Origin of the sequence: Saccharopolyspora hordei, assembly GCF_013410345.1 — a bacterium.
Lineage (GTDB): Bacteria > Actinomycetota > Actinomycetes > Mycobacteriales > Pseudonocardiaceae > Saccharopolyspora > Saccharopolyspora hordei.
The window spans coordinates 4597213-4623282 of record NZ_JACCFJ010000001.1; the positions used below are offsets into that span (position 1 = coordinate 4597213).

General features: G+C 72.0%; 22 protein-coding genes. 13 read left to right on the plus strand and 9 right to left on the minus strand.

Annotated elements, in window-relative coordinates; translation table 11 throughout:
- Window positions 1–4: 4 nt before the first annotated feature.
- From HNR68_RS21025 to HNR68_RS21045, 5 genes are read left to right on the plus strand one after another with little or no spacing between them, the layout of a single operon-like run.
- Complete coding sequence (locus tag HNR68_RS21025) at window positions 5–1177, plus strand: CaiB/BaiF CoA transferase family protein (RefSeq protein ID WP_179723479.1); 1173 nt, start codon at window positions 5–7, stop codon at window positions 1175–1177.
- Window positions 1174–1947 (plus strand): crotonase/enoyl-CoA hydratase family protein, encoded by a 774-nt coding sequence (locus HNR68_RS21030; RefSeq protein WP_179723480.1) that lies wholly within the window; start codon window positions 1174–1176, stop codon window positions 1945–1947. The genes HNR68_RS21025 and HNR68_RS21030 overlap by 4 nt, the downstream gene beginning before the upstream one ends.
- On the plus strand, window positions 1944–2678 hold the full coding sequence (locus tag HNR68_RS21035; RefSeq protein WP_179723481.1) for an acetoacetate decarboxylase: 735 nt from the start codon (window positions 1944–1946) through the stop codon (window positions 2676–2678). The genes HNR68_RS21030 and HNR68_RS21035 overlap by 4 nt, the downstream gene beginning before the upstream one ends.
- Before the next feature lie 14 nt (window positions 2679–2692).
- The gene (locus HNR68_RS21040) at window positions 2693–3637 is read left to right on the plus strand and encodes a 3-hydroxyacyl-CoA dehydrogenase family protein (protein ID WP_218888372.1); all 945 of its coding nucleotides are present in this window, start codon (window positions 2693–2695) and stop codon (window positions 3635–3637) included.
- A 60-nt stretch (window positions 3638–3697) separates the two neighbouring features.
- A complete protein-coding gene (locus tag HNR68_RS21045) occupies window positions 3698–4882 on the plus strand; it encodes an acyl-CoA dehydrogenase family protein (protein WP_179723482.1) in 1185 nt (394 codons plus the stop codon).
- A gap of 46 nt (window positions 4883–4928) precedes the next feature.
- Here HNR68_RS21045 and HNR68_RS21050 read toward each other — a convergent pair whose 3' ends face one another.
- Window positions 4929–6047, minus strand: a complete 1119-nt coding sequence (locus HNR68_RS21050; protein ID WP_179723483.1) for an FAD-dependent oxidoreductase — start codon at window positions 6045–6047, stop codon at window positions 4929–4931.
- Between the two features lie 355 nt (window positions 6048–6402).
- The gene (gene uvrB, locus HNR68_RS21055) at window positions 6403–8559 is read right to left on the minus strand and encodes an excinuclease ABC subunit UvrB (protein WP_343050300.1); all 2157 of its coding nucleotides are present in this window, start codon (window positions 8557–8559) and stop codon (window positions 6403–6405) included.
- Window positions 8560–8669: 110 nt separating this feature from the next.
- Between uvrB and HNR68_RS21060 the strand changes: the two genes are divergently transcribed.
- The 3 genes from HNR68_RS21060 to HNR68_RS21070 all read left to right on the plus strand — a co-directional run bounded on the left by HNR68_RS21060 (window position 8670) and on the right by HNR68_RS21070 (window position 10407).
- A complete protein-coding gene (locus HNR68_RS21060; protein ID WP_179723484.1) occupies window positions 8670–9101 on the plus strand; it encodes an SPW repeat protein in 432 nt (143 codons plus the stop codon).
- Window positions 9102–9195: 94 nt separating this feature from the next.
- Window positions 9196–9846: a DUF402 domain-containing protein gene (locus tag HNR68_RS21065; RefSeq protein ID WP_179723485.1), complete on the plus strand. Its 651-nt coding sequence runs from the start codon at window positions 9196–9198 to the stop codon at window positions 9844–9846.
- A gap of 141 nt (window positions 9847–9987) precedes the next feature.
- Window positions 9988–10407 (plus strand): ribonuclease FAU-1 family protein, encoded by a 420-nt coding sequence (locus tag HNR68_RS21070; protein ID WP_246330505.1) that lies wholly within the window; start codon window positions 9988–9990, stop codon window positions 10405–10407.
- A 12-nt stretch (window positions 10408–10419) separates the two neighbouring features.
- Here HNR68_RS21070 and coaE read toward each other — a convergent pair whose 3' ends face one another.
- Together coaE and rpsA are read right to left on the minus strand one after the other, a co-directional pair.
- Complete coding sequence (coaE, locus tag HNR68_RS21075) at window positions 10420–11616, minus strand: dephospho-CoA kinase (protein ID WP_179723487.1); 1197 nt, start codon at window positions 11614–11616, stop codon at window positions 10420–10422.
- 107 nt (window positions 11617–11723) lie between these two features.
- Window positions 11724–13217 (minus strand): 30S ribosomal protein S1, encoded by a 1494-nt coding sequence (rpsA, locus tag HNR68_RS21080; RefSeq protein ID WP_179723488.1) that lies wholly within the window; start codon window positions 13215–13217, stop codon window positions 11724–11726.
- Window positions 13218–13516: 299 nt separating this feature from the next.
- Between rpsA and HNR68_RS21085 the strand changes: the two genes are divergently transcribed.
- The 4 genes from HNR68_RS21085 to HNR68_RS21100 all read left to right on the plus strand — a co-directional run bounded on the left by HNR68_RS21085 (window position 13517) and on the right by HNR68_RS21100 (window position 18105).
- Window positions 13517–14377, plus strand: coding sequence for a methyltransferase domain-containing protein (locus tag HNR68_RS21085; protein WP_179723489.1), 861 nt, complete (start codon window positions 13517–13519; stop codon window positions 14375–14377).
- A 90-nt stretch (window positions 14378–14467) separates the two neighbouring features.
- Window positions 14468–15400, plus strand: a complete 933-nt coding sequence (locus tag HNR68_RS21090; RefSeq protein ID WP_179723490.1) for a GNAT family N-acetyltransferase — start codon at window positions 14468–14470, stop codon at window positions 15398–15400.
- 37 nt (window positions 15401–15437) lie between these two features.
- On the plus strand, window positions 15438–16091 hold the full coding sequence (locus tag HNR68_RS21095) for an ATP-binding cassette domain-containing protein (RefSeq protein WP_179723491.1): 654 nt from the start codon (window positions 15438–15440) through the stop codon (window positions 16089–16091).
- Window positions 16084–18105 carry a YhgE/Pip domain-containing protein gene (locus tag HNR68_RS21100; protein WP_179723492.1) on the plus strand — a complete coding sequence of 674 codons (2022 nt, stop codon included), beginning with the start codon at window positions 16084–16086 and terminating at the stop codon, window positions 18103–18105. The genes HNR68_RS21095 and HNR68_RS21100 overlap by 8 nt, the downstream gene beginning before the upstream one ends.
- 9 nt (window positions 18106–18114) lie before the next feature.
- Here HNR68_RS21100 and HNR68_RS21105 read toward each other — a convergent pair whose 3' ends face one another.
- The 3 genes from HNR68_RS21105 to polA all read right to left on the minus strand — a co-directional run bounded on the left by HNR68_RS21105 (window position 18115) and on the right by polA (window position 23135).
- A complete protein-coding gene (locus tag HNR68_RS21105) occupies window positions 18115–19476 on the minus strand; it encodes a hypothetical protein (RefSeq protein ID WP_179723493.1) in 1362 nt (453 codons plus the stop codon).
- Window positions 19477–19809: 333 nt separating this feature from the next.
- Window positions 19810–20208 (minus strand): VOC family protein, encoded by a 399-nt coding sequence (locus HNR68_RS21110; RefSeq protein ID WP_179723494.1) that lies wholly within the window; start codon window positions 20206–20208, stop codon window positions 19810–19812.
- A 233-nt stretch (window positions 20209–20441) separates the two neighbouring features.
- Complete coding sequence (gene polA, locus HNR68_RS21115) at window positions 20442–23135, minus strand: DNA polymerase I (protein WP_179723495.1); 2694 nt, start codon at window positions 23133–23135, stop codon at window positions 20442–20444.
- A gap of 89 nt (window positions 23136–23224) precedes the next feature.
- On the opposite strand from polA, the gene HNR68_RS21120 reads away from it, so the two are divergent.
- Window positions 23225–23644 carry a hotdog fold thioesterase gene (locus HNR68_RS21120; protein WP_179725337.1) on the plus strand — a complete coding sequence of 140 codons (420 nt, stop codon included), beginning with the start codon at window positions 23225–23227 and terminating at the stop codon, window positions 23642–23644.
- A 55-nt stretch (window positions 23645–23699) separates the two neighbouring features.
- On the opposite strand, the gene HNR68_RS21125 is transcribed toward HNR68_RS21120, so the two are convergent.
- Window positions 23700–24311, minus strand: coding sequence for a response regulator (locus tag HNR68_RS21125; RefSeq protein ID WP_179723496.1), 612 nt, complete (start codon window positions 24309–24311; stop codon window positions 23700–23702).
- Between the two features lie 112 nt (window positions 24312–24423).
- Window positions 24424–25809 carry an amino acid permease gene (locus tag HNR68_RS21130; protein ID WP_179723497.1) on the minus strand — a complete coding sequence of 462 codons (1386 nt, stop codon included), beginning with the start codon at window positions 25807–25809 and terminating at the stop codon, window positions 24424–24426.
- Window positions 25810–26070: the final 261 nt, after the last annotated feature.

Sequence of the window (26070 nt, forward strand, 5' to 3'; positions counted from 1 at the left end):
GCGAATGACATCGACGAAACCCTCAGAAGGCCCTTTGGCGGGCGTGCGCGTGATCGACATGGCCACCGTCGTGATGGGCCCCTACGCCGCCCAGGTCCTCGGTGACCTCGGCGCCGACGTGATCAAGATCGAGTCCCCGAAGGACACCGTGCGCCACGGCACGCTGCACCGCACCCCCGGCATGACGCCGCTGAACCTCAACGTCAACCGCAACAAGCGCAGCGTGCGGCTCAACCTCAAGGACGAGGCCGACCGCGAGCGGGCCCTGGAGCTGATCGGCACCGCCGACATCCTCATCACCAACATGCGGATCGGCGCGCTGCGCCGCCTCGGCATGGACTACGAGAGCCTGGCTCCCGGCAACCCGCGGCTGGTCTACGCGCACGCGCAGGGCTTCCGCCCCGACTCCGACCGCGCCGACCTCGCCGCCTACGACGAGACCGTGCAGGCCGCCTCCGGGCTGCTCGACCTGGCCCGGCGCGCCGGCGACATCGGACGCCCGGTGGTGCTGCCGAGCATCTTCGCCGACAAGGTCGCGGCGCTGACCATCGCCTACTCGACGCTGGCCGCCCTGGTGCACCAGCGGGCCACCGGGCAGGGCCAGCTGGTCGAGGTGCCGATGGCCGACACGCTGCTGGCGTTCAACCTCGTCGAGCACCTGCAGGGGCAGCTGTACGAACCGCCGATGGGCCCCACCGGCTTCGCGCTGTCGATGAACAAGGGGCACCGGGCCCGGCCCACCAAGGACGGCCTGGTCATGATCATCCCCTACACCCCGCAGAACTTCCGCGACCTGTTCTGCGCCGCCGGACGGCCGGACCTGGCCGAGGACCCGCGGCTGGCCGGGGAGTTCGTGGACAGCAGGCGGGACGGCGAGGCGCTGGCCGAACTGGTCGAGTCGGTCACCCCGAACCTGACCACCGCCGAGTGGATCGAGGTGTGCAGCAAGCACAGCATCCCGGTCGGCCCGGTGCTCGAGCTCGACCAGGCGGCCGACGACCCCTACGTGCGCGACGGGCACCTGCTCGACGTCGCCGAACACCCCAGCGAGGGCAGCTACCGCGTGGTGGGCGTGCCGATGACCTTCTCGGCCACCCCCGCCTCCGTGCGGCGGCACGCGCCGCTGCCCGGCCAGCACACCGAGGAAGTCCTCGCCGAGCTCGGGAGGGACGCGTGAGCGAGCCGAACACCGCGGTGCGGACCGAGGCGGTGGGCTCCGCGCTGGTCATCACGATCAACCGCCCGCACGTGCGCAACGCCGTGGACGCCGCCGTGGCCCAGGGGATCGCCACCGCCGCCGACGAGCTGGAGAGCCGCGCGGAGCTCGCCGTCGGCGTGCTCACCGGAGCGGCGGGCACCTTCAGCGCGGGCATGGACCTCAAGGCCGCGGCACGCGGCGAGTCGCCGGTGGTGCCGGGCCGGGGGTTCGCGGGACTGGTGGAGGCCGAGACCACCAAGCCGCTCATCGCCGCCGTCGAGGGCCCCGCGATGGGCGGCGGGTTCGAGCTGGCGCTGGCCTGCGACCTCATCGTGGCCGCCGCCGGGGCGCGGTTCGCACTGCCCGAGGTCAAACGCGGGCTGATCGCCGGGGGCGGCGGCGTGGTCCGGCTGCCCAAGCGGGTCCCGCACCACCTGGCGATGGAGCTGCTGCTCACCGGCCGCACCGTCGACGCCCGGCGGGCGCAGGAGCTCGGCCTGGTCAACCGGGTGGTCGACGACGGCGGAGCGCTCGAAGCGGCCCTGGAGCTGGGCGCCGAGGTCGCGGCGAACGCGCCCCTGGCACTGGCCGCGGTCAAGGAGGTGGTCCGGCGCGCTGACGGCGCCCCCGACGCCGAGGCGTTCGCCGCGCAGCGCACCGCGGCCGGGAGGTTGCGGGAGAGCGAGGACTTCGCCGAAGGGGTGCGGGCGTTCACCGAGAAGCGCGCTCCGGTCTGGAGGGGACGATGAAGCGCGACGACGTCGTGCGGCGGCTGGCCACGCCGTTGACCAGCCCGGCCTACGCCCCGGCCGCGGTGCGGTTCACCGACCGCGAGTACCTGAACATCGTCTACCGCACCGACCCCGAGGCGCTGCGCGCGGTGGTGCCCGAGCCGCTGGAGGTCGACGAGCCGCTGGTGCGCTTCGAGGTCATGAAGATGGGCGACGCCACCTCGTTCGGCCCGTACGTCGAGGCCGGGCAGGCGATCCCGGTGCGGTTCGGCGACGAGCACGGCGAGTACCTGCACGCCATGTACCTCGACAACTTCCCCGCCATCGCGGCCGGACGCGAAGCCAGCGCCTACCCCAAGGTGCTGGGCTCGCCGGCGCTCTACGTCGACCACGCCGCGCTGGTGGGCACGCTCGACTGCGGCACGGTGCGGGTGGCCACCGCCACCATGGGCTACAAGCACCACCCGATGGACCTGGCCGAGGCCGAGGCGCAGATCACCACACCCACCTACATGCTCAAGATCGTGCCGGGCGCGGACCACCGCCCGCGGGTGTGCGAGCTGGTCCGCAGCCAGATCACCGACATCACCGTCAAAGCCGCCCACACCGGTCCCGCGCGGTTGCAGCTGTTCGAGCACGCGCTCGCGCCGCTGGCGGACCTGCCGGTGCGCGACGTGGTCTCGGCCAGCCACGTCCTGACCGACCTCACCCTGGGCGGCATCGAACCCGTGCACGACTACCTGGCCTGATCGAGGAGGAACCATTGAGTCCTGAGTGGACACGGGTCGCCGTGGTCGGGGCCGGGACGATCGGACTGTCCTGGGCGGCGCTGTTCGCCGCCCACGGTGTCGAGGTCCGCATCACCGACCCGCGCGGGGACCTCGGCGACGCGGTGCGCGCGGCGATGCCGCCGCTGGCCGCGAGCATCCCGGGGGCGGACCTCGACGACCTGCTGGACCGCGTCCGGGTGGCGGACGACCTCGCCGAGGCGGTGGCGGACGTCGACCTGGTGCAGGAGAACGGTCCGGAGCGGCTGGAGCTCAAGCAGCAGCTGTTCGCCGAGATCGCTCGCCACGCTCCGGGACGCGCCGTGCTGGCCTCGTCCAGCTCCGGCATCGTCGCCACCGCGATCGCCGCCGAACTGCCCGACACCGTGGCCGCGCGGCTGCTCATCGCGCACCCGTTCAACCCGCCGCAGGTCGTGCCGCTGGTGGAGGTCGTGCCGGGCGAACGCACCGCCGAACCCGTGGTCGAGGCCGCGACCGCGTTCTACCGCAGGCTGGGCAAGACCCCGGTGCGGCTGCGCCGGGAGGTGCCCGGCTTCGTCGCCAACCGGCTGCAGAGCGCGATCATGCGCGAGGCGATCTCCTTGGTGCTGCGCGGAGTCGTCCGCGTCGAGGAGCTGGACACCGTGATGAAGTCGTCGCTGGGCGGGCGGTACGCGACCGTCGGACCGTTCGAGAGCTTCCACCTCGGCGGCGGCCCCGGCGGCATCCGGCACATGATGGCCCACCTCGGCGTCGGCATGGCCGAGCGCTGGGAGGACCTCGGCCGCCCGGAGCTCACCCCGGAGACCATCGCGCTCCTCAGCGAGCAGACCGAAGCCGCCTACGGCGCCGGCCCGGCCGCCTACCAGCAGCGCGCCGCCCTGCGCGACCGCAAGCAGACCGCGATCAACGCGGTCCTCAGCGACCTGGCGGAGAACTGACCCCGGGCGCCGCCACCGCACCGGTCCCCGACCAACCAACGCACCGCAGAGGACAGAGGAATGCCCAAGCCCGTCAACACCAACCCCGACTTCTTCGGGTACGCCGAGCTGCTCAGCGAGGCGGAGCGCGCCGAGCTCGCCGAGATCCGCGCGTACCTGGAGCGCGAGATCAAGCCGCTGGCGAACGACGCCTGGGAGAAGGCGGAGTTCCCGTTCGAGGTCGTCGAGAAGTTCGCCGCGCTGCGGCTGGCCGGGTACTACTACCCCGAGCACGGTGACGGCACGCCGCGCAGCCCGCTGTTCACCGGGTTCCTGAGCATCGAGCTGAACCGGATCGACCCGTCGCTGGCGGTCTTCTCCGGTGTCCACACCGGACTCGCGATGGGCAGCGTCTACAACGGCGGCGACCAGGAGCAGCGGGACCGCTGGATCCCGGACATGGTCGACATGAACAAGATCGGCGCGTTCGCGCTCACCGAGCCGGAGGGCGGCTCCGACGTGGCCGGCGGCATGCGCACCACCGCACGCCGCGAGGGCGACGAGTGGGTCCTCAACGGCGCCAAGCGCTGGATCGGCAACGGCACCTTCGCCGACCTGGTCGTGGTGTGGGCCCGCGACGTCAGCGACGACCAGGTCAAGGGCTTCGTGGTGGAGAAGGGCACGCCCGGCTTCCACGCGAGCAAGATCGAGGGCAAGATCGCCCTGCGCACGGTGCAGAACGCCGACATCGTGCTCGACGACGTCCGCGTCCCGGAGGCCAACCGGCTGCAGAACGTCAACAGCTTCCGCGACACCGCCAAGGTGCTGGCCAAGACCCGCGGCGGCGTGGCCTGGCAGGCGCTCGGCGTCGCCGTGCGCGCCTACGAGCTGGCCCGCGAGTACGCGGTGGACCGGGTGCAGTTCGGCAAGCCGATCGGCGCCTTCCAGATGGTCCAGGACCTGCTGGTGAAGATGCTCGGCAACATCACCGCGATGTTCGGCGTCGTGGTGCGCCTCAACGAGCTGGTGGCCGAGGGCCGCGGTGGCGCCGCGCAGGCGGCGCTGGCCAAGGCGTTCACCACGACGAAGATGCGCGAGGTGGTGGCCTGGGCGCGCGAGCTGTTCGGCGGCAACGGCATCGTCCTGGACCACGAGGTCGCCAAGTTCTTCTCCGACGCCGAAGCGGTCTACTCCTTCGAGGGCTCCCGCGAGATGAACACCCTCATCGTCGGCAAGTCCATCACCGGGCTCAGCGCCTTCGCCTGAGCCCGGAGGTCCGGGGCACCGTCGTCGACGGTGCCCCGGACGCGTCTCACAGGTGGGTCGGCAAGGGGGTGTGCCAGGTGAGGAGGTCGGTGGGGTCGTCGGTGGAGGGGGCGTCGCGGTGGCGCCGCTCCAGGCGCTCGACGGCGTCCGGGAGTTCCGCGTGCTGCGCTCCCAGCATCGCGGTCAGCTGGGCGCTGCGGACGATGTTGCGCTCCACCCGGGGTCGCCGCAGGCGCTCGTAGGCGTCCAGGTCGCCGTGGTCGCGCACGGCCTTGGCCAGGACCACCGCGTCCTCCAGCGCCATCGCCGCGCCCTGACCCGTCGCCGGGGAGGCCGCGTGCGCGGCGTCGCCGATGAGCAGCACGCGGCCGTCGCGCCACCGCGGCGGCTGGGCGAGATCGCGCGCTTCGGTGACGAGCACCTCGTCGCTGGCCGCGACGATGGCCGCCGTCGGGGTCTCGTCCGGTTCGAGGGCCCGGAGGAGCCGGGCTCGCCGGTCGTCCGCGGACTCGCCGGCGTCCAGCGGGGGCGCGGGGACCCGGGCGAACCAGTACGTCCGGCCCTCGGGCGAGACGGCGTAGCCGAAGGCGCTGCCGCTCCCCCGGACCATCTCGATGCGTCCCGGCCGGTGCGGCGGCGCGGCGCGGTCGGAGTGACCGAAGAAGACGTGCTGGCCCGCGTAGCGCTTCGGCACCGGGTCGATCCGCTCGCGCACCGCCGAGTTCAGCCCGTCCGCGCCGACGAGCAGGTCGCCCTCGGCCTCCCGGCCGTCGGAGAACCGCGCCACCACCCCGTCCCCGTCCTGCTCGGCGGAGACGAACCGAGCCCCGTGCTCGACGCGCAGACCGCGGCGGTGGGCCTCGGCCCGCAGCTCCGCGCACAGCTCGGCACGGCGGACGCAGCGGTAGCCGTCGAGGACGGACCCGCCCACCTCGGCCCCGCTGCTGTCGGTGAGGCGCATCGCGGTGAGCGGGAAACCCGCGGTCGGGGTGAGGCCGAGCTCGTCCAGCACCCGCGTCCCGGTGCCGGGGAGGGTGAGGAACGCCCCGAGGTCCGCCCCGCTGTCCGGGTGCGCCTCGTGCACGCTCACCTCGAACCCGGCCATGTCCAGTGCCAGTGCAGCAGCGGTGCCCGCGATCCCGGCACCGACGACGACCACGCGCATCGCACCCCCAGAGGTCGATCACACCCGCCGAGCACGGTAGCGCACACCACCGCCCCACCGGGGCGGAAGAGCTGGGTGTCGCAGGGCTCAGCCCTGGTCGACCAGGGCGTGATCAGTCTGCGGGAAGCCGGCACCGACGCAGCGCAACGGCCGACCGGACACCGAGGCCCCGGCGTGGGTCAGGCAGTCCCCGCAGTCCGGGCCCGCCGGACGGCGTCCCGTGCCGGACCGCTCGCGGGCCTCCACCGCGACTCCCCCGTGCTCTCTCCACACGCCCCTCGGACCGCAGCCGAGAACGGCCTCGCGCTCGTCCTCGGTGATCCCTGGCCCAGCAGTGCGTGCGGCGGTCGCACCATCACTCGATGCCGGCGGCGTCCATGCCGCGGATCTCCTTCTTGAGGTCCTGGATCTCGTCGCGCAGCCGGGCCGCCAGCTCGAACTGCAGCTCGCGGGCCGCGTTCATCATCTGCTCGTTGAGCTGCTGCACCAGGTCCGCCAGCTCCGCGCGCGGCATGGACCCGATGTCGCGGTCCTCGAGCAGGCCCGCGGTGGCCACCGCCTCGCCGGTCGGCTTCTTGCCGCGGGAGGCGTTGCGGCCCGAGCCGCCCACCGCCACCGACTCCTCGGTGTCCTCGGCCTCGCTGTAGACCCGGTCCAGGATGTCGGCGATCTTCTTGCGCAGCGGCTGCGGGTCGATGCCGTGCTCTTCGTTGTAGGCGATCTGCTTGGCGCGGCGGCGGTTGGTCTCGTCGATGGCGTGCTGCATCGACTCGGTGATCCGGTCCGCGTACATGTGCACCTGGCCGGAGACGTTGCGCGCCGCCCGGCCGATGGTCTGCACCAAGCTGGTGCCGGAGCGCAGGAAGCCCTCCTTGTCGGCGTCCAAGATGGACACCAGCGAGACCTCCGGCAGGTCCAGGCCTTCGCGGAGCAGGTTGATGCCGACCAGCACGTCGTACTCGCCCAGCCGCAGCTGCCGCAGCAGCTCGACCCGCCGCAGCGTGTCCACCTCGGAGTGCAGGTACCGCACCCGGATGCCCAGCTCCAGCAGGTAGTCGGTGAGGTCCTCGGCCATCTTCTTGGTCAACGTGGTGACCAGCACCCGCTCGTCGCGGTCGGCGCGCTCGCGGATCTCGTGCACCAGGTCGTCGATCTGGCCCTCGGTGGGCTTGACGATGACCTCGGGGTCGACCAGCCCGGTCGGGCGGATCACCTGCTCGACGAACTCGCCGCCGGCCTGCCCCATCTCGTAGGGCCCCGGCGTCGCCGACAGGTACACCGTCTGACCGATCCGGTCGGAGAACTCCTCGAAGGTCAGCGGCCGGTTGTCCAGCGCGCTGGGCAGCCGGAAGCCGTGCTCGACCAGGGTCCGCTTCCGCGAGGCGTCGCCCTCGTACATGCCGCCGATCTGCGGCACCGTCACGTGCGACTCGTCGATGATGAGCAGGAAGTCGTCCGGGAAGTAGTCGAGCAGGGTCGCCGGCGCCGAGCCGGGCGCGCGGCCGTCGATGTGCCGCGAGTAGTTCTCGATGCCGGAGCAGAAGCCGACCTGCCGCATCATCTCGATGTCGTACTGGGTGCGCATCCGCAGCCGCTGGGCCTCCAGCAGCTTGTTCTGCTTCTCCAGCTTCTCCAGCTGCTCCTCCAGCTCGGCCTCGATGTCGCGGATGGCCTTCTCCATCCGCTCCGGGCCGGCCACGTAGTGCGTCGCCGGGAAGATCCGCAGGTCCTGCACCTCGCGCACGATCTCGCCGGTCAGCGGGTGCAGGTAGTACAGCCGGTCGATCTCGTCACCGAAGAACTCCACCCGCACCGCCAGCTCCTCGTAGGCGGGGATGACCTCCACGGTGTCGCCGCGCACCCGGAAGGTGCCGCGGGCGAAGGCGATGTCGTTGCGGGTGTACTGCACGTCGACCAGCGCCCGCAGGAACACGTCCCGGTCGACCTCCGCGCCGACCGCCAGCGGGATGGACCGGTCCAGGTACGACTGCGGCGTGCCCAGGCCGTAGATGCACGACACCGACGACACCACCACGCAGTCGCGGCGGCTGAGCAGGTTCGAGGTCGCCGAGTGGCGCAGCCGCTCGACGTCCTCGTTGATCGAGGAGTCCTTCTCGATGTAGGTGTCGGTCTGCGGGACGTAGGCCTCGGGCTGGTAGTAGTCGTAGTAGCTGACGAAGTACTCCACGGCGTTGTCCGGGAAGAACCCGCGCAGCTCGTTGGCCATCTGGGCGGCCAGCGTCTTGTTCGGCTCCAGCACCAGCGTGGGGCGCTGCACGCGCTCGATCAACCACGCCGTGGTCGCCGACTTGCCGGTACCGGTGGCCCCGAGCAGCACCACGTCCTTCTCACCGGCCTTGATCCGGCGCTCCAGCTCGTCGATCGCCTGGGGCTGGTCACCGGCGGGCTGGTAGTCGCTGACCACGCGGAACCGACCGTCGGTCCGCGGGATGTCGCTGACCGGCCGGAACTCGGAGTGCGCCAGTACGGGGTGCTCAGTCGCGAATGCCACGCTCCCAGCGTACGAGCCCGCCCCGACATCATGTCGCGCCACGGGATGGCCACGAGGCTCGCGGAGGCGGACAATGGGGTGCGTCACCCCAGCTCCACCTGGAGGTGGTCATGTCGAGCAGCGCACCGATCGCCGGGCATCCCGATCTCACCGAGATGCGCATGCGCTACGAGCGAGCGGCGGAGACACCGACCGCTCAGGTGGCGGACGGCTTCACCGTTCTGGGTGGGCTGTTCGTCGCGTTGTCACCGTGGATCACCGGGTTCGCCGCCACGACCCCGTCGCTGGCGCTGAACAACCTGGTCGTCGGCCTCGCCGCCACGGTGCTCGGGCTCTCGTTCGCGGCCGCGTTCCACCGCACGCACGGCATCGCCTGGACAGCGCCGGTGCTGGGTGTGTGGACCATCGTCGCCGTGTTCGTGATGAGCGGGTCCGTCATGACGACCAGCACCGTGCTGTGCAACGTCATCGGCGGGGCCGTCCTGGTGCTCGCGGGTCTGGGCACGATGGCTCCGGCCTTCGCCACCCGCGCTTCGACCTGAACCCGACCGAAGGGGAGGTGACGGGACACCAGTGGTGAAGAAACAGCGGGCGCGACGACCTTCGGACGTCGCGCCCGCCGCATACAGTGGCACCGTGACCACGCAGCGCGAGATCGCCGACCAGCTGGGCCTGCCCGTCCACCCGCCGAAGGTCGAGGTGTTCGACCTCGTCGCGGGTACCAACACCGACCCCAAGGGCCACGTGCGCACCGTGCGGCACTTCCATCGCGAGCCCTTCGGCCTCTACCTCGCCCGGACCATGCCGGGCCACCCGCGGCTCGCCTCCTTCGAGTCCTGGTTGCTGCCGGACCTCGGCCTGCGCGTCACCCGCTGGGCCTGGCACCCGGGCCACGAGCGGGACCTGGACTTCTACCTGGACGTGGTGGACGTCGAGGTCGGCGAGCAGCAGTGGCGGACCCTCGACCGCTACCTGGACGTCGAGGTGCGCGACGGCCGCTCGGCGGACCTGCTGGACGTCGACGAGTTCGTGCTCGCGGTCCAGGCGCGGCTGCTGGACGCGGCCACCGCGCAGCGGGCGGTGGAGCGCGCCTGCGCCGCCGTCGACGGGCTCGCGCGCCACGGCTACCAGCTGTCAGCGTGGCTGCGCGACAGCGGGATCGAGCTGTCGTGGCGCGGGCAACCTCTCGAGGATCTCGTACCCGGGCAGCGGGCGACTACCGCCAACCCGGTGACGCCCGCTGCCAGCGCGGATTCGATATGCGACGAGCACTGGAAAGTTATGTGAAAACCGAACGACGTCGCTCTCCGACCAGTGCTGATGCGGCTACTCTCTGGAGCCGTGGCGGCTGTGACCTCTCCTCAACTGGTTGAAGTCATCGACGTGTTCAGCTCGCAACGTAGGCATCCCTCTGGTCGCGTTCACCAGTTGGAGGTATGCCACGTCGAGCGGTGGGGCCTCGCGGTGGAGTGCCCAACACCGGACGCGCCGGACCACGCCGCCGAGATCACCTGGCTGCTGCCCGACCTCGGGCTGCGGCTGACCCGGTACCGCCCGCGCAGCAGGCACTCGCTGCCCGGCCCGAGCACCCTCACCGCGGTCCGCATCGAGCGGGAGCCCCGGTCCTGGACCACCACCGACCTGCTGCTCGGCCTGGAGGTCCAGAACGGCGGCCGCACGCGGATCACCCACGCCGCGGAGTTCGCCACCGCGGTCGCCACCGGGGTGCTGCGCCGCGAGGAGGCCGACTACGCGCTGCGCACCGTGCACCGGACGCTCGACGAGGTCACCCGCCACCGCGACCTGAACCAGTGGCTGGCGTACCGGGGCATCTTCGACGTCTGGTGACGCCGTGCCGGTTCACCGGTCCGCGGTCCAGCCGGTCCGCGCCGCCCAGTCCCAGGCCTTGGGCAGGGCCTCGGCGAACCACGGCTCCTTGGCGTCGGCGTAGGCGTCGTGGTCCGGGTCGTCGGCGTGGGCGCGGGCGACCTCGCGCTTGAGCGCCAGGTAGTCCGCCCTGGTGGCCCCGTCGGCGCGCAGCCACGCCGGGAACAGCAGCGCGATCCGCTGGCCCGGGGACCCGGCCACGCGAACGTGCAGGAGGGCGGCCCGGCCCGGGTCGGCCGAGACGTGCAGGCGCTTGGCCCACTGCTCCGGGTCCGGGGCGAAGGCGTGCGGGGTGTCGCCGCGGACCTCCGGGACCCGCGGGAAGCCCGCGTCCGCGAGGGGCTCGGCGAGCTCGTCGGCGTCAGCCAGGGTCCGCACCGTCAGCTGCAGGTCGATGACGTCCTTGGCGGGCAGGCCCGGCACCGAGGTCGATCCGATGTGGTCGACGCGCACCGCCCGGCCGCCCGCGGCCCGCTGGACCCGCTCGACGAGCCGGCGCGCTTGTCGCGCCCAGTCCGGGTCCGGGTCGACCAGCCGCGGTGACCGCTTCGGCGGGCGGCGGCGCAGCCGGACGTTCTCCTCGAACGGCACCAGCCGGTCCCGCCACAGCGCGTCGACCTGCGCGAGCACCTGCTCCACGGAGCCGCTGTTGTCCAGCCACACGTCGGCGACCTCCCGCCGCTGCTCGGTGGTGGCCTGCGCGGCGATGCGGGCCCGGGCGTCCTGCTCGGTCAGCCCGCGGCCCACCAGCCGCTGCACGCGGACGTCCTCCGGCGCGTCGACGATGACCACCAGGTGGTAGTCCGGGGCGTACCCGGCCTCCACCAGCAGCGGCACGTCGTGCACCACGACGGCGTCCTCCGGGGCCTCCGCCATCCGCTGCTCGGTCAGCTCGCGGATGCGGGGGTGCGTGATGGCGTTGAGGTCCGCGCGGGCCCGCTCGTCGGCGAAGGCCTTGGCCGCCAGCGCGCGCCGGTCCAGCGCGCCGTCGGCGTCCAGCACGTCCTCGCCGAACCGCTCGACGATCTCCGCCAGTCCCGGGCTGCCCGGCCGCACGACCTCCCGCGCCAGCACGTCGGCGTCGATGAGCACCGCGCCGAGCTCCACCAACCGCCGGGCGACCGTCGACTTGCCCGACCCGATCCCACCGCTCAGTCCCACGCGCAACACGCGGCCCATCTTGCCAGCCGACCCGCCCGCCCGGGAACGTGAGCGGCCCCGCACCTCGTCGCCAGGTGCGGGGCCGCCGCGATGCCTCAGCTGTCAGGCGTCAGTGCTCACGCACCGCCGGAGAGCTTCTCCCGCAGCGCGGCCAGCTGCGCGTCGCTCGCCAGCGAACCGCTGTCCTGGTCGTCGCTGGAGGCCGAGGAGTAGTTGCCGCCGGTCACGTCGTCGCCACCGGCCGCGGCGGCCGCAGCGGCCTCCGCGTCGGCCTGGCGGGCCTTGGCGACCTGCGCGATGTGCTTCTCGTAGCGGGCGTGCGCCTCGGCGTACTGCCGCTCCCACTCCTCGCGCTGCTTCTCGTAGCCCGGCTGCCACTCCTGGGTCTCCGGGTCGAAGCCCTCGGGGTAGATGTAGTTCCCCTCGGCGTCGTACTCGGCGGCCATGCCGTACTGGGTGGGGTCGAACTCCGAGTCGGGGCTGAAGCCCTCGTTGGCCTGCTTCAGCGACAGCGAGATCCGACGGCGCTCGAGGTCGATGTCGATGACCTTGATCATGACCTCGTCGCCGACCTGGACGACCTGCTCCGGGATCTCCACGTGGCGCTCGGCCAGCTCGGAGATGTGGACCAGGCCCTCGATGCCCTCGTCGACGCGGACGAACGCACCGAACGGAACCAGCTTGGTGACCCGGCCCGGCACGATCTGGCCGATCGCGTGGGTGCGGGCGAACTGGCGCCACGGGTCTTCCTGGGTGGCCTTGAGCGACAGCGAGACGCGCTCGCGGTCCATGTCGACGTCGAGGACCTCGACGGTGACCTCCTGGCCGACCTCGACGACCTCGGACGGGTGGTCGATGTGCTTCCAGGACAGCTCCGAGACGTGCACCAGGCCGTCAACGCCACCGAGGTCGACGAACGCACCGAAGTTGACGATGGAGGACACGACGCCCTTGCGGACCTGGCCCTTCTGCAGCTGGTTGAGGAACTCGCTGCGGACCTCGGACTGGGTCTGCTCCAGCCAAGCGCGGCGGGACAGGACCACGTTGTTGCGGTTCTTGTCCAGCTCGATGATCTTGGCCTCGAGCTCGCGGCCCACGTAGGGCTGCAGGTCGCGGACACGGCGCATCTCGACCAGGGACGCGGGCAGGAAGCCGCGCAGCCCGATGTCGAGGATGAGGCCGCCCTTGACGACCTCGATGACGGTGCCGCGCACGGGCTCGTCCTTCTCCTTGAGCTCCTCGATGGTGCCCCAGGCGCGCTCGTACTGGGCGCGCTTCTTGGAGAGGATCAGCCGGCCTTCCTTGTCCTCCTTCTGGAGGACCAGGGCCTCGACGAAGTCGCCAACGGTGACGACCTCGGCAGGATCGACGTCGTGCTTGATCGACAGCTCGCGGGACGGGATGACGCCCTCGGTCTTGTAGCCGATGTCAAGCAGCACCTCGTCACGGTCGACCTTGACGATGGTGCCCTCAACAATGTCGCCATCGTTGAAGTACTTGATGGTCTGGTCGACGGCGGCGAGGAAGTCCTCCTCCGTCCCGACGTCGTTCACTGCGACCTGCGGCTTGGCGGCGGCTGCAGTCGGGACGGTGGTGGTGTCGGTGGACATCAGGTGGGTTGCTCCGGTACGGATAGTTGGTCGCTGGTTCTACAGTTCTTACCGCGCTGCGGGCGTCCAGACCAGGGCCAACCGGACGGTTGGACCAGAAGATCCGATTCGTTGACCGCTCCGCCTGGCCGGGAACCGGTGACGGCGAAGATGACGACGAAAGACCCACGGCGCGTGCGGTATCGTACGCGCTCTCTCGATCGCCGGGCAAACCGCGGTGGGGCCCGACGGCAGTCGGCCCCGGACGACCACAATGGTTCCACGTCCGAGCAGTACCCACTATCGGCGGGGAGAACCCTGTGACACGAGCCGACGACCCGGGAGACGCCGAGGTCCAGCGTAGCGCGGCGGAGCACGTCCTGGGCACCGTCGGTGTGACCAAACGCACCGCGGGAGCCGTGGAGTCCCGGACCGCGAGCCGGCTGTGGTGGGACGCCGACGCCGACGACTACCAGGCCGAGCACGGCGAGTTCCTCGGCCTCAGCGACTTCGTCTGGTGCCCCGAGCGCCTCCGCGAGGAGCGGGCCGGGCTGCTCGGCGACGTGCGCGGCAAGCGGGTCCTGGAGGTCGGCTGCGGTGCGGCGTCGTGCGCGCGCTGGCTGGCCGACCAGGGCGCGCAGCCGGTCGGCCTGGACATCTCGGCGGGGATGCTGCGGCACGCCGCCGAGGGCGGGCGGCGCAGCGGCACGGTGGTGCCGCTGGTGCAGGCCAGCGCGGACTGCCTGCCGTTCGCCGACGACTCCTTCGACCTGGCCTGCTCGGCCTTCGGCGGGGTGCCGTTCGTCGCCGACGTCGGCGCGGTGTTCCGGGAGGTCGCGCGGGTGGTGCGACCGGGCGGCCGGTGGGTGTTCGCGGTGACCCACCCGATGAGGTGGATCTTCCCCGACGACCCGGGACCGACCGGGCTGACCGTCACCCAGTCGTACTTCGACCGCACGCCCTACGTGGAGGTCGACGCGCACGGCCGCGCGACCTACGTGGAGCACCACCGCACCCTGGGCGACTACGTGCGCGCGCTCTCCGACGCCGGGCTGCGCCTGGTCGACCTGGTCGAACCGGAGTGGCCGCCGGACAACACCGAGGTCTGGGGACAGTGGAGCCCGCTGCGCGGCCGCTACTTCCCCGGCACCGCGATCTTCGTCTGCACCCTCGACGGCTGACCGCCCGCCCGTCGCCGCCGCTTCGCGCTGAAGGTCCGGCCCGGCGCTGGTTCGATGTGCCGCGGACCACCCGTTCGCCGAGGAGCAGCCGTGACGACCGCGCAGGAGCTGGTGCGCGCGCAGTGCGCGCGGTTCGCCGCGCTCGACCCGCAGCTGCCCGACGACTACCCGGTGCCGCGCGGGGAGCCGCTGGTGGCGCGGACGCCCGGCGGTGACGTGGTCGCCGGGATCGTGACGCGGACGTCGAACCCGCCCGGCACGGCGCAGAGCCTCTGGCAGGCCGCGTGCGTCTTCGAGCTGTTCCCCCTCCTCGGCGAGCACCCGCGGGAGGGGATGGCGGCGCTGCTCGCGGCGTGGCGGGACTGGCTGCGCGACCAGCGCGTCCCGGAGCGGGACTCGGCGTGCTCGGTGGTCTGGCCGAGCCGGGACGTGCAGGCCGCGAGGGCGTTGCTGGACGGCGGTCTCACCCCGCTGTCGTGCTTGGCTGTGCGCCCACCCACTCCGCCTGACAGATTTACGGAACTACGTGGTACCGTAACTGTGCGTCGCGCCGGACCGGCCGACTTGGACGCCGTCGTCGAGCTCGCCCTGCTCGAGCTCCGCTACGCCGCCCTGGTCGGTTCCTCGACGTACCGCCCCGACGCACCGCGGCTGAAGCGGGCCGCTGCGCAGGTGCGACTGCACTCCAGCGATCCGGTCTGGCTGGCGGAGCGGGGCGGCGTCCCGGTCGCGGTGGCCGAGTGCGGGTGGGTCGACGCTGACCGCCCGTCCGCCGGCCACCGGCTCCGCCCCGGCACCTGGGCCTACGTGAACTGCGTGTCGGTGCGCGAGCAGGACCGCGGGTCCGGCGTCGGCCAGCGGTTGATGACCGCGGCGCACGAGGAGTTCGTCCGCGCCGGAGTCGTCGGCAGCTTCCTGCACTACAACCCGCCCAACCCGCTGTCCTCGGTGTTCTGGCCCCGACAGGGCTACCGACCGCTGTGGACCACGTGGGAGGTGCGTCCGGCCACCGCGCTGCGCTGACCGGCGCACCGGGCCGTGACAACGTCGAGGAGTCGGCTTGGAGATCGTCGCCACCGGCGTCGAGGTGAACGGAGCGCACGGCCCCCTGCTGGCACCGACCTCGCTGCGCGTGCGCAGCGGCCAGGTGCTGCTGGTGGCCGGTGACCCGAACGCCGGTCACACCGCGCTCGCGCTGGTGCTGTCGGGACGGCTGCGCCCCAGCGGGGGCACCGTCCGCCTGGACGGCGAGCTCGACGCCGGCGCGCTGCGCCGGCGGGTCGCGGTCGTCGACGCACCCGACATCACCGAACCGGACGGGTCCCTGTCGGTCCGCGACGTCGTCGCGGAAGGACTCACGCTGGCCGGTCGCTGGTCCACGCGGCGCCGGGTGCGGGCCTGGCTGTCGGCGCGCGAGCAGGACGCCGACGAACGCTTCGAGAACCTCGCGGCGCACCAGCGCACCACGCTGCTGGTCGAGCTCGCCCGCGAGTCCCGCACCACGACAGCCCTGGTCCTGGACCGCCCGGACCGCCACGGCGGGGACCCGGCCGACTGGTACGCGCTGGCCGTCCAGCAGGCCGAGCGCGGCCTGGCCGTGGTCGCCCTCTGCTCCCGGCACTCGGCTGCCGAGCTGGGCGTGACGCCCGCTCGCATCGGTGCCGACAACCCCGAACTGTCCACATCGGATTCGACTGAGGCGCGCGATGACTAGTCTCCGGCTCGCTGCCACCGAGCTGCGCCGGCTCACCTCCGGCAAACTGCCCAAACTGGCGCTGCTGGCGGTGACCCTGGTGCCGCTGCTGTACGGCGCCATGTACATCTACGCGAACTGGGACCCCTACGGGAAGCTCGATTCGGTGCCCGCCGCCGTGGTGATCGACGACGCCGGCGCCGAACGCGAGGACGGCACCCGGCTGGACGCCGGGCAGGACGTCTACCAGGAGCTGATCGACTCCGGCACGTTCCACTGGTCGCGCACCGACGAGCGCACCGCCCAGCAGGGCGTGGCCACCGGTGACTACACCTTCGCGCTGGTGGTGCCGCGGGACTTCTCCGCGGCGCTGCTCTCCCCCGGTGACTTCGAGCCGCGCCAGGCCCGGTTGCGGCTGATCACCAACGACGCGAACAACTACCTGGCCGGCACCATCGCCGACCAGGTGGCCTCCGAGGTGCGCAAGGGCGTGGCCGCCAACGCGGGCAGCGAGGCGGCCAAGCAGTTCCTGCTCGGGTTCGCCACGGTGCACGACAAGACGCGGGAGGCCGCCGACGGCGCCGGGCAGCTCGCCGACGGGGCCGGACAGCTCTACGACGGGCTCGGCGAGGCCCAGCAGGGCTCGGCGCAGCTCGCCTCCGGCGCCCACCAGCTGCTCGACGGCCAGCGCCGGCTCGCCGACGGTGCCGAGCAGCTCGCCGACGGCACCGGGGAGCTGCGCGGCGGGCTCGTCCAGCTGCAGCAGAAGACCGCGCCGCTGCCCGAGCAGACCGCGAAGCTGGCCGACGGCGCCGAGCAGGTCGCCGCGGGCAACGAGCAGCTGGCCGAGAAGGCCGACGTGCTGGGCAAGGTGTCCCAGAAGGTCGTGGACCACCTGGACGGCGCCAAGGACCGCATCGCCGACCAGCTGCGCCGGGCCGGGGTGGACGAGTCCACCATCGACGCGGTCACCGCCCGGATCGACGAGCTCAACAGCCCGGTCACCGACGCCAACGGCAAGGTGCAGACCCAGGTGGGGCTGCTGCGCAAGCTGGCCGACGGCTCGCGCCAGGTCGCCGACGGCAACCGGCAGCTGGCGAACGCCATGCCCGCCCTCACCGACGGCATCGACCAGCTGGCCACCGGGGCCGACCAGCTCGACGACGGCGCCCGGCAGCTGCGCGACGGCGAGCAGGAGGCGGTCAGCGGCACCGAGGAGCTCGCCGACGGGGCCGACCAGCTGGCCGGCGGTGCCCGACAGCTGCGGGACGGCTCGGGGCAGCTCAAGGACGGCTCCGACACGCTGGCCACCGAGCTGGGTCGCGGCGTCGACGACATCCCCGCCCCGGACGAGCGGACCCGCGAGGCCACCGCGGACACCATCGGCGACCCGGTGGCCGTCGACACCCTGGCCCAGGTCAAGGCCGACACCTACGGCGCCGGGCTGGCGCCCTACTTCATGGGCCTGGCGCTGTGGATCGGCGGGTTCGTGCTGTTCCTGCTGATGCGACCGCTGTCCAGCCGCGCGCTGGCCGCCGGGGTGGCGCCGTGGCGGATCGCGCTCGGCGGCTGGCTGCCCGCCGCGGTCGTCGGGTTCGTGCAGGCGGTGCTGCTGTACCTGGTGGTGGTGCACGCCGTGGGCGTGCAGCCGGCGCACACCTGGCGGACGCTGGGCTTCCTGGTGCTGACCTCGTTCGCCTTCACCGCGGTGGTGCACTCGCTCAACGCCGCCTTCGGCCCGAAGGGCAAGTTCATCGCGCTGGTCGTGCTGGTGCTGCAGCTGGTCACCGCGGGCGGCACCTTCCCGTGGCAGACCATCCCGGAACCGCTGCACCCGCTGCACCAGGTGCTCCCGCTGGGCTACGTGGTGACCGGTCTGCGCCACCTCATCTACGGCGGCGCGATGGGGCCGGTGGGCACCTCGGTGGCGGTGCTGCTCAGCTACCTCGTCGCGGCGCTGGTGCTGAGCACCATCGCGGCCTGGCGCCAGCGGGTCTGGACCCCGGCCCGCCTCAAGCCGGAGCTGTCGCTGTAGTCGCCCGGGTCACGGGTCCTGGGTCGGCCACCGCACCTCGTCATCGGGGTCGGGCGGGCCGTCGTCGTCCGACGGCTCGCCCCACCGGTGGCCGTCCCCGAGCCAGACCTGGCGGGTGCACAGCCGGTCCCGCAGCGACAGCAGCACGCAGAACTCGTAGGCGATGCGCTCGACGCGGCCCTCCCGGTCCAGGACCGCGGGTCGCCACTCCGGCGGCACGACGCCCTCGAGCGGGGCGCCGTGCCCCGGTTCGTAGAAGCGTCCCCGGCCCCAGCAGGCGGTGTAGTCGCCGACCAGCTCCCCCAGCGCGGCCAGCAACGGCCAGCAGTCGGGGTCGCGGCTGCGGAACTCCAGGCTGGCCAGCACCGACCGGAGCACCTGCTGGTAGCAGGCCGAGTAGGCGGCGCGCAGCACCCCCCGCTTGCGCCGGGTGACCGCGGCGGCGCGGGCCGCGCTGTCCAGCATGAGCTGCTTGAGCAGCTGCTCGCCGGCGACCGGGTACAGCGCCGTGCGCACGGTGTCGTCGGGGTGCTCGACCGCGGCGCGGGCGAGCTTGAGCAGCAGCACCTCGCTCATCGCCCCGGGCAGCGACGCGTCGGCGGCCGCGGCCCCGAGCCGGTGCTCCGCCCGGGCCCGGACGTGGTGGAGCAGACCGACCAGCGCCTGCCCGAGCAGGTCGGTGATCTCCGCGCGCCGCACCACGCACAGCGCGGTCAGCACCGCGACCCGGACCGGCCGCGGCAACGCGCGCAGCTCGCTGCGCCGCGCACCGGCCGCCCGAGCGCTCCACGCCGCCACCACCTCGGCCGGCACCCCGGCCAGGACCTCGGAGGGCAGGCCGAGCTCGCGCACGGCGGTCAGCTTCTCCGCCTCGGTCAGCAGGCTCCGCAACCAGGCGTGGTCGGTCGACCCCACGGCGAGGTCGGTCGGCAGGCCGAGCGCCTGCAGCGACATGACGTCGTCCAGCTCGCGGACCAGGCAGCGCAGGTCGATGGGGCGCGCCCCGGAGCACAGCTCGCCGAACAGCCAGCTGTCCTCCTCCAGCAGCGCCTCCAGCGACTCGACCGCGTCCCCGACCTCGTCCGCGACGCGCTGGCAGAGCCGCAGCTCGAAGTCCCGCAGCTCGCGGGCCGCGGCGAGGCGGGCCTGGTCGTGCTCGGGCACCGGCAGACCCCGGTCCCGGCATTGCGTGACCAGCGCGGTGGCGAGCTGGTCCCGGCCGCGGCGCTCGACCGACTCCGCGGCCAGCCACGCCAGCCACTGCTGCTCGTCCCCCACGTCCACCGGGACCCGCGGGGTCTCGGCGAGCTGACCTTCGAGCGTGCGGGAGCCGACCGTGTCACGCGTGAACTTCGAGGCGGCGAGACCCACGTTCTTAGCTCCCGACAAGCTGCACGCACGTTCTCCGACGAGCCGAACGCTATCGCTGCACCGCGGAACACGATCGAGCGATCACCACCCGTTCGGCCGCAGGGCCACCGCGCGGGAGCTGGGATTTCGCGTGCATATGCCGAATCCACTGTCGACCGATCAGACCAGTGGGAGCACGACTGCACACCGCCCGTGGTGCCGAGGTCTCGCCCGGGCGTCCACCACGAGCGCGGTCTCGCCCCGGACCGGACACATCGGACGAGACGGCCCGGCCGGGGAAGCGGAACGTGCGACGAGCGCGGACCCCGCCCACCGGGGCGAGGCCCACCGGCGTCAGTCTGCCGGCTCGTCGTCGTAGCGGGCGATCTCGATGAGGTTGCCGTCGGGGTCGCGGAAGTACAGGGAGGTGATGGGGCCCTCGGAGCCGGTGCGGCTGACCGGGCCCTCCTCGATGCGCACGTCGTTGGCGCGCAGGTGCTCCTGGACCTCGCTGAGCGCGTTGGTGGTCACGAAGCACAGGTTCGCCGAGCCGGGCACGGGGTGCGTGGCGGTCGGCTCCACCAGCTCGTCGGCCGCGTGCAGCTTGATGGTCTGCTGACCGAAGCGCACCGCCCGCCGCTCGCCGGGGAACGTCACCGGCGTCATGCCGAGGATCTGCTCGTAGAACTGCACTGCCCGATCGACATCGGCGACGGTGAGGACCAGGTGGTCCACTCTGTCGATGTTGATCATGCTCCTCCTCGAGGTCGGCGTGGAAGCGGCTCGACGCGCCCCCGCCGCGCCCGGCCACGCGTACGGCAGGCTAACCGCACGCGGCGTTCGCGGGAACGGGCGGGGGGACCCACGGTGATGTCCGCCATTCAAGGCGGCCGGGGCACCCACGCACCCGCACAACGCCGGTTTCGTGATCGAAAGGATGTGGAAGCGGTCCCCGCGCCGCACCGGCAGCCGTGCGCGCGGCGTCCTCAGTGGGCGGCGGCGTCCCAGGAACGGCCCGAGCCGACCGAGACCTCCAGCGGCACCGACAACTCGTACGCCGACCCCATCTGCTCGCGCAGCAGCCGCTCCACCGCGTCGTGCTCGCCCTCGGCCACCTCGACGATCAGTTCGTCGTGGACCTGCAACAGCATCCGTGACCGCAGGTCGTTGTCCCGCAACGCTCGGTGCACGCCCAGCATCGCGACCTTGATGATGTCGGCCGCGCTGCCCTGGATCGGGGCGTTGAGCGCCATCCGCTCGGCCATCTCCCGCCGCTGCCGGTTGTCACTGGTCAGGTCCGGCAGGTAGCGGCGGCGCCCGAGGATGGTGGAGGTGTAGCCGTCCTTGCGGGCCCGGTCGACGACCTCCCGCAGGTAGTCGCGCACCCGGCCGAACCGCGCGAAGTAGGCGTCCATCTGCTCCTTGGCCTCCTCGGCCGAGATGCGCAGCTGCTGCGCCAGGCCGTAGGCGGACAGCCCGTAGGCCAGGCCGTAGGACATCGCCTTGACCCGGCGGCGCAGCTCCTGGTCGACCTCCTCGATCGGCACCCCGAACGCCCGCGAGGCCACGTAGTTGTGCAGGTCCTCACCGGTGCGGAACGCCTCGATGAGCCCCTCGTCGCCGGACAGGTGCGCCATGATGCGCATCTCGATCTGGCTGTAGTCGGCGGTCATCAGCTCCGCGTAGCCCTCGCCGACCACGAACACCTCGCGGATCCGGCGCCCTTCCTCGGTGCGGATCGGGATGTTCTGCAGGTTCGGGTCGGTGGACGACAGCCGCCCGGTGGCCGCGATGGTCTGGTTCAGCGTGGTGTGGATCCGGCCGTCGTCCGAGATGGACTTCGCCAGTCCGTCCACAGTGGTCTTCAGGCGGGTGGCGTCGCGGTGCTCCAGCAGGTGCTGCAGGAACGGGTGCTCGGTCTTCTCGAACAGGGTCTGCAGCGCTTCGGCGTCGGTGGTGTAGCCGGTCTTGGTGCGCTTGGTCTTCGGCATGCCCAGCTCGTCGAACAGCACCACCTGCAGCTGCTTCGGCGATCCGAGGTTGATCTCCTTGCCGATCACCGCGTAGGCGTCCTGCGCGGCCTGCTTGACGCGCGCGGCGAAGCGCGAGCCGAGCTCGTCGAGCTGCTCGGCGTCGACCGCGATGCCCGCGGCCTCCAGCTCGCTGAGCACCACCAGCAGCGGCAGCTCCAGGTCGGTGAGCAGGTGGCGGCTGTCGATGCGGTCCAGCTCGGCGTCGAGCGCGTCGGCCAGCTCGGCCACCGCGCGCGCCTTGACCAGCTCCGCGGCGGCCTCCTTCTCCTTGGTCTCCGACTCGTCCTCCAGCAGGGACAGCTGGCCGTCCTCCTCGCCGGTCTCCACCCGCAGCTCGCGCTGCAGGTAGCGGACCACCAGGTCGGGCAGCTCGAAGGAGCGCTGGCCCGGCCGCACCAGGTAGGCCGCGAGCGCGGTGTCGCTGGTCAGCCCGGCCAGCGACCAGCCCCGGTCGCGGACGGCGTGCAGCGGGCCCTTGACGTCGTGCGCCGCCTTGGTGGTGGCCGGGTCGGCCAGCCAGGACGCCAGCGCCTGCTCGTCCTCGGCGGTCAGGGTGCTGACGTCCACGTAGGCGGCCGCGCCGTCCGCGGTGGCCAGCGCCACGCCGGTCAGGTCACCGCGGCCCCGCGCCCAGTGCCCGGTGAAGGACAGGCCGACGCGGTCGCCGTTGCGGGCGTGCTCGTCCAGCCAGCCGGGCAGCTGCCCGGGCTGCACCACGCCGCCGGAGATCTCGAAGCCCTCCTCGACCTCCGGCTCGGCGCTGGACAGCGTCGCGAACAGCCGGTCGCGCAGGACGCGGAACTCCAGGTCGTCGAACAGCCGGTGCACGGCCTCCCGGTCCCAGGCGCGCACCGCCAGGTCCGCGGGCCGCACGTCGAGCTCCACGTCGCGCACCAGCTCGGTCAGCTGCCGGTTGAGCAGCACCGACGACAGGTGGTCCCGCAGCGCCTGGCCCGCCTTGCCCTTGACCTCGTCGACCCGGTCCACCAGCTCGGCCAGCGACCCGAACTGCTGCATCCACTTGGTGACGGTCTTCTCGCCCACGCCGGGGATCTTCGGCAGGTTGTCCGACGGGTCGCCGCGCAGCGCGGCGAAGTCCGGGTACTGCTGCGGGGTCAGGCCGTACTTCTCCTCCACCGCCTGCGGGGTGAAGCGGGTCAGCTCGGAGACGCCCTTGGTCGGGTACAGCACGGTGACCTGGTCGGTGACCAGCTGCAGCGCGTCGCGGTCGCCGGTGCAGATCGAGACCGTGAAGCCCTCCGCGGTGGCCTGGGTGGCCAGCGTCGCGATGACGTCGTCGGCCTCGTAGTTCTCCTTGCTCAGCACCGGGATGTTGAGCGCGCCGAGCACGTCCTGGATGAGGCTGACCTGGCCGCGGAACTCGTCCGGCGTGGTGCCGCGGTTGGCCTTGTAGTCGGCGTAGGCCTCGGCGCGGAAGGTCTTGCGCGAGACGTCGAAGGCCACAGCCAGGTGGCTGGGCTGCTCGTCGCGCAGCAGGTTGATCAGCATCGAGGTGAAGCCGTACACCGCGTTCGTGTGCTGCCCGGTGCCGGTCTGGAAGTTCTCCTTCGGCAGGGCGTAGAAGGCGCGGTAGGCCATCGAGTGGCCGTCGATGAGCAGCAGGCGTCGGTCCTCGGAATGCGTCACGGCGGCGAGTCTAGGCTGAGCTCCCGACAGCTCGTGACCGGAGGCGACGGGAGGCACCAGGGGTGGCCGAGGTGACCGATGGGGAGTCGATGACCAGCGACGACGGCTTCTCGGTGGAGCTGCTGACGGCGAGCGCGGAGCAGCTGGCCGACAAGCTGGGGATCGAGTACGTGACACTGGAACCCGATCGTGTGGTCGGGACCATGCCGGTCGCCGGCAACCGCCAGCCCTACGGCCTGCTGCACGGGGGCGCGAACGCGGCGCTCGCCGAGACGCTGGGGTCGGTCGCCGCGGCGCTCGGCGCGGGCGCGGGGCGCGTCGCGGTGGGACTGGAGCTGTCCTGCACCCACCACCGCGCGGTCACCGAGGGCCGGGTCACCGGGGTCGCGACGCCGGTGCACCGGGGCCGGTCCACCGCGACCTACGAGATCGCCATCACCGACGAGCAGGACCGCCGGACCTGCACCGCGCGACTCACCTGCGTGCTGCGCGACCGGCCGCCGCGCTGACGCGCCGGGCCCGTGGGCACGTGCGCCCACGGGCCCGCAGCCGCTGGGCCGGGGGTCAGGAGAGGTTCTCGAGCACCGCTTCGGCGACCGCCTTCATCGTGGTGCGGCGGTCCATGGCGGTGCGCTGCAACCAGCGGAACGACTCCGGCTCGGAGAGGTTGTGCTTGCTCATCAGCAGGCCCTTGGCCCGCTCGATGGTCTTGCGCGCTTCCAGCCGCTCGTTGAGGTCCGCGACCTCGGCCTCCAGCGCCTGCACCTCGGCGAACCGGGAGACCGCCAGTTCGATGGCGGGCACCAGGTCCCGCTTGGCGAACGGCTTGACCAGGTAGGCCATCGCGCCGGCGTCACGGGCCCGCTCCACCAGGTCCCGCTGGCTGAAGGCGGTCAGGATGACCACCGGCGCGATCCGCTCACCGGCGATGTTCGAGGCCGCCTCGATGCCGTCCATCTTCGGCATCTTCACGTCCAGGATCACCAGATCGGGTCGCAGCTCCTCAGCGAGGCGAACGGCCTCCTGACCGTCCCCGGCCTCACCGACGACCTGGTAGCCCTCCTCGCGGAGCATCTCCACGAGGTCGAGCCTGATCAACGCCTCGTCTTCGGCCACGAGTACGCGACGTTCGACGGGCTTGGCCTCGCGTGTGTCCTCGGTAGCCGGCGTCGTCACCGGGGTCCTCCACTAGAGCTCGGGTCCTCCCGGTGCGATCTGCACCGGGAGTCCGCAGAATACCGGTCGCGACTTTACGGCGATGTGAACACGCGACGTGACCGTGGCGACATCACCCCGAACGCCGCCGCGCCAGCCACGGGCGCACGAACAGCAGGTAGACCAGCAGGATCGCGCCGAGGCTGACCAAGCTCAGGGTGAGCTGCGAGCGGACCTCCTCGATGGTCCCCATGGTGATGATCACAGCGCCGATCACCACGAGCGTGGCCCACGTCAAGTAGGGGAAGAGCCACACCTTCAGCTTCAGCCGCTCGGGCGCCTCCTGCTCCAGCCGCCGCCGCATCCGCAGCTGCGAGGCGGCGATGATCGCGTAGATGAACAGCGCGACCGCGCCGGCGGAGTTGATGATGAAGTAGAAGATCGCGTCCGGTGACACGTAGCTGGCCGCGACCGCGACGTAGCCGATCAGAGTGGACAGCAGGATCGACTTCCACGGCACGCCGCGCCGGTTGACGTCGCGCACCCAGCTCGGCGCGAACCCGCGCCGCTGCAGGGCGAACAGCATCCGGGAGGCGGTGTAGAGCCCGGAGTTGAGCACCGAGATCACCGCGGTGAACACCACCACGTTCACCGCGACCTCCGCGGCCGGCAAGCCGAACCGGGTGAACGCCGCGGCGTACGGGCTGCCGTCGGTCGGGATCTCCCGCCACGGCGTGATCATCACCAGCAGCGCCACCGAGCCCACGTAGAACAGCAGCACGCGCCACACCACGGCCTTGGTCGCCTTGGCCACCGAGCGCTCGGGCTCGTCGGACTCGGCGGAGACGATGGTGACGATCTCGGTGCCGAAGTAGGAGAAGATCACGATCACCACGCCGTGCAGCACGGCGAACCAGCCGTTGGCGACGAACCCGTCCTGCGCGATGTTGCCGACGGAGAGCTCGGCGCCCGGCCACAGCCCGAGCACGAAGATCGTGCCGCACAGCAGGAAGATGACGATGGTGATGACCTTGATGGAGGCCAGCCAGAACTCGGTCTCGCCGAAGGAGCGGACCGAGATCAGGTTGGTGGTGGTCAGCGCCAGCATGAGCACCAGCGACAGCACCCACTGCGGCACCACCGGCACCAGCGGGTTGAGCAGCTCGGCGCCGACGACGGCCTCGAAGGCCACCACGCCGACCCAGTAGTACCAGTACAGCCAGCCGATGGTGAAACCCGCCCAGTCGCCGAGCGAGGCGCGGGCGTACTCCATGAAGGAGCCGAGCGTCGGCTGGGCGGTGGCCATCTCGCCGAGCATCCGCATCACCAGCACGACGATCAGCCCGCCCAGCGCGTAGGACAGCACCGCGGCGGGGCCGACGGTGGAGATCACCGCGCCGCTGCCGATGAACAGGCTGGCGCCGATGATCCCGCCGAGCGCGATCATCTGCAGGTGGCGGTTCTTCAGGCTGCGCCGCAGCCCGGCGTCCTCGCGCGCGACCTCGACCTCGTCGACCATCTACCGTCCTCGCTCCCCAGGCGACCCAGGACCGAGCTGAGAACCTAACTCCGCGATCACCCGTCCACCAGGGTCCCGAACCGGGAGGAACCCGACGGTCCCGGCACACCGGACAGGACGCGAGCGTGGCCGACTCGTCACGCCGGGCAGTCACCCTGCATGACAAATTCCATAGATAACGGTTTGATCTCACCCTCTTGGGTAGCTTCCCCCGGCATGAAGACCCCGACTCTTCGACGCTCCGTAATCACCGCGACCGCT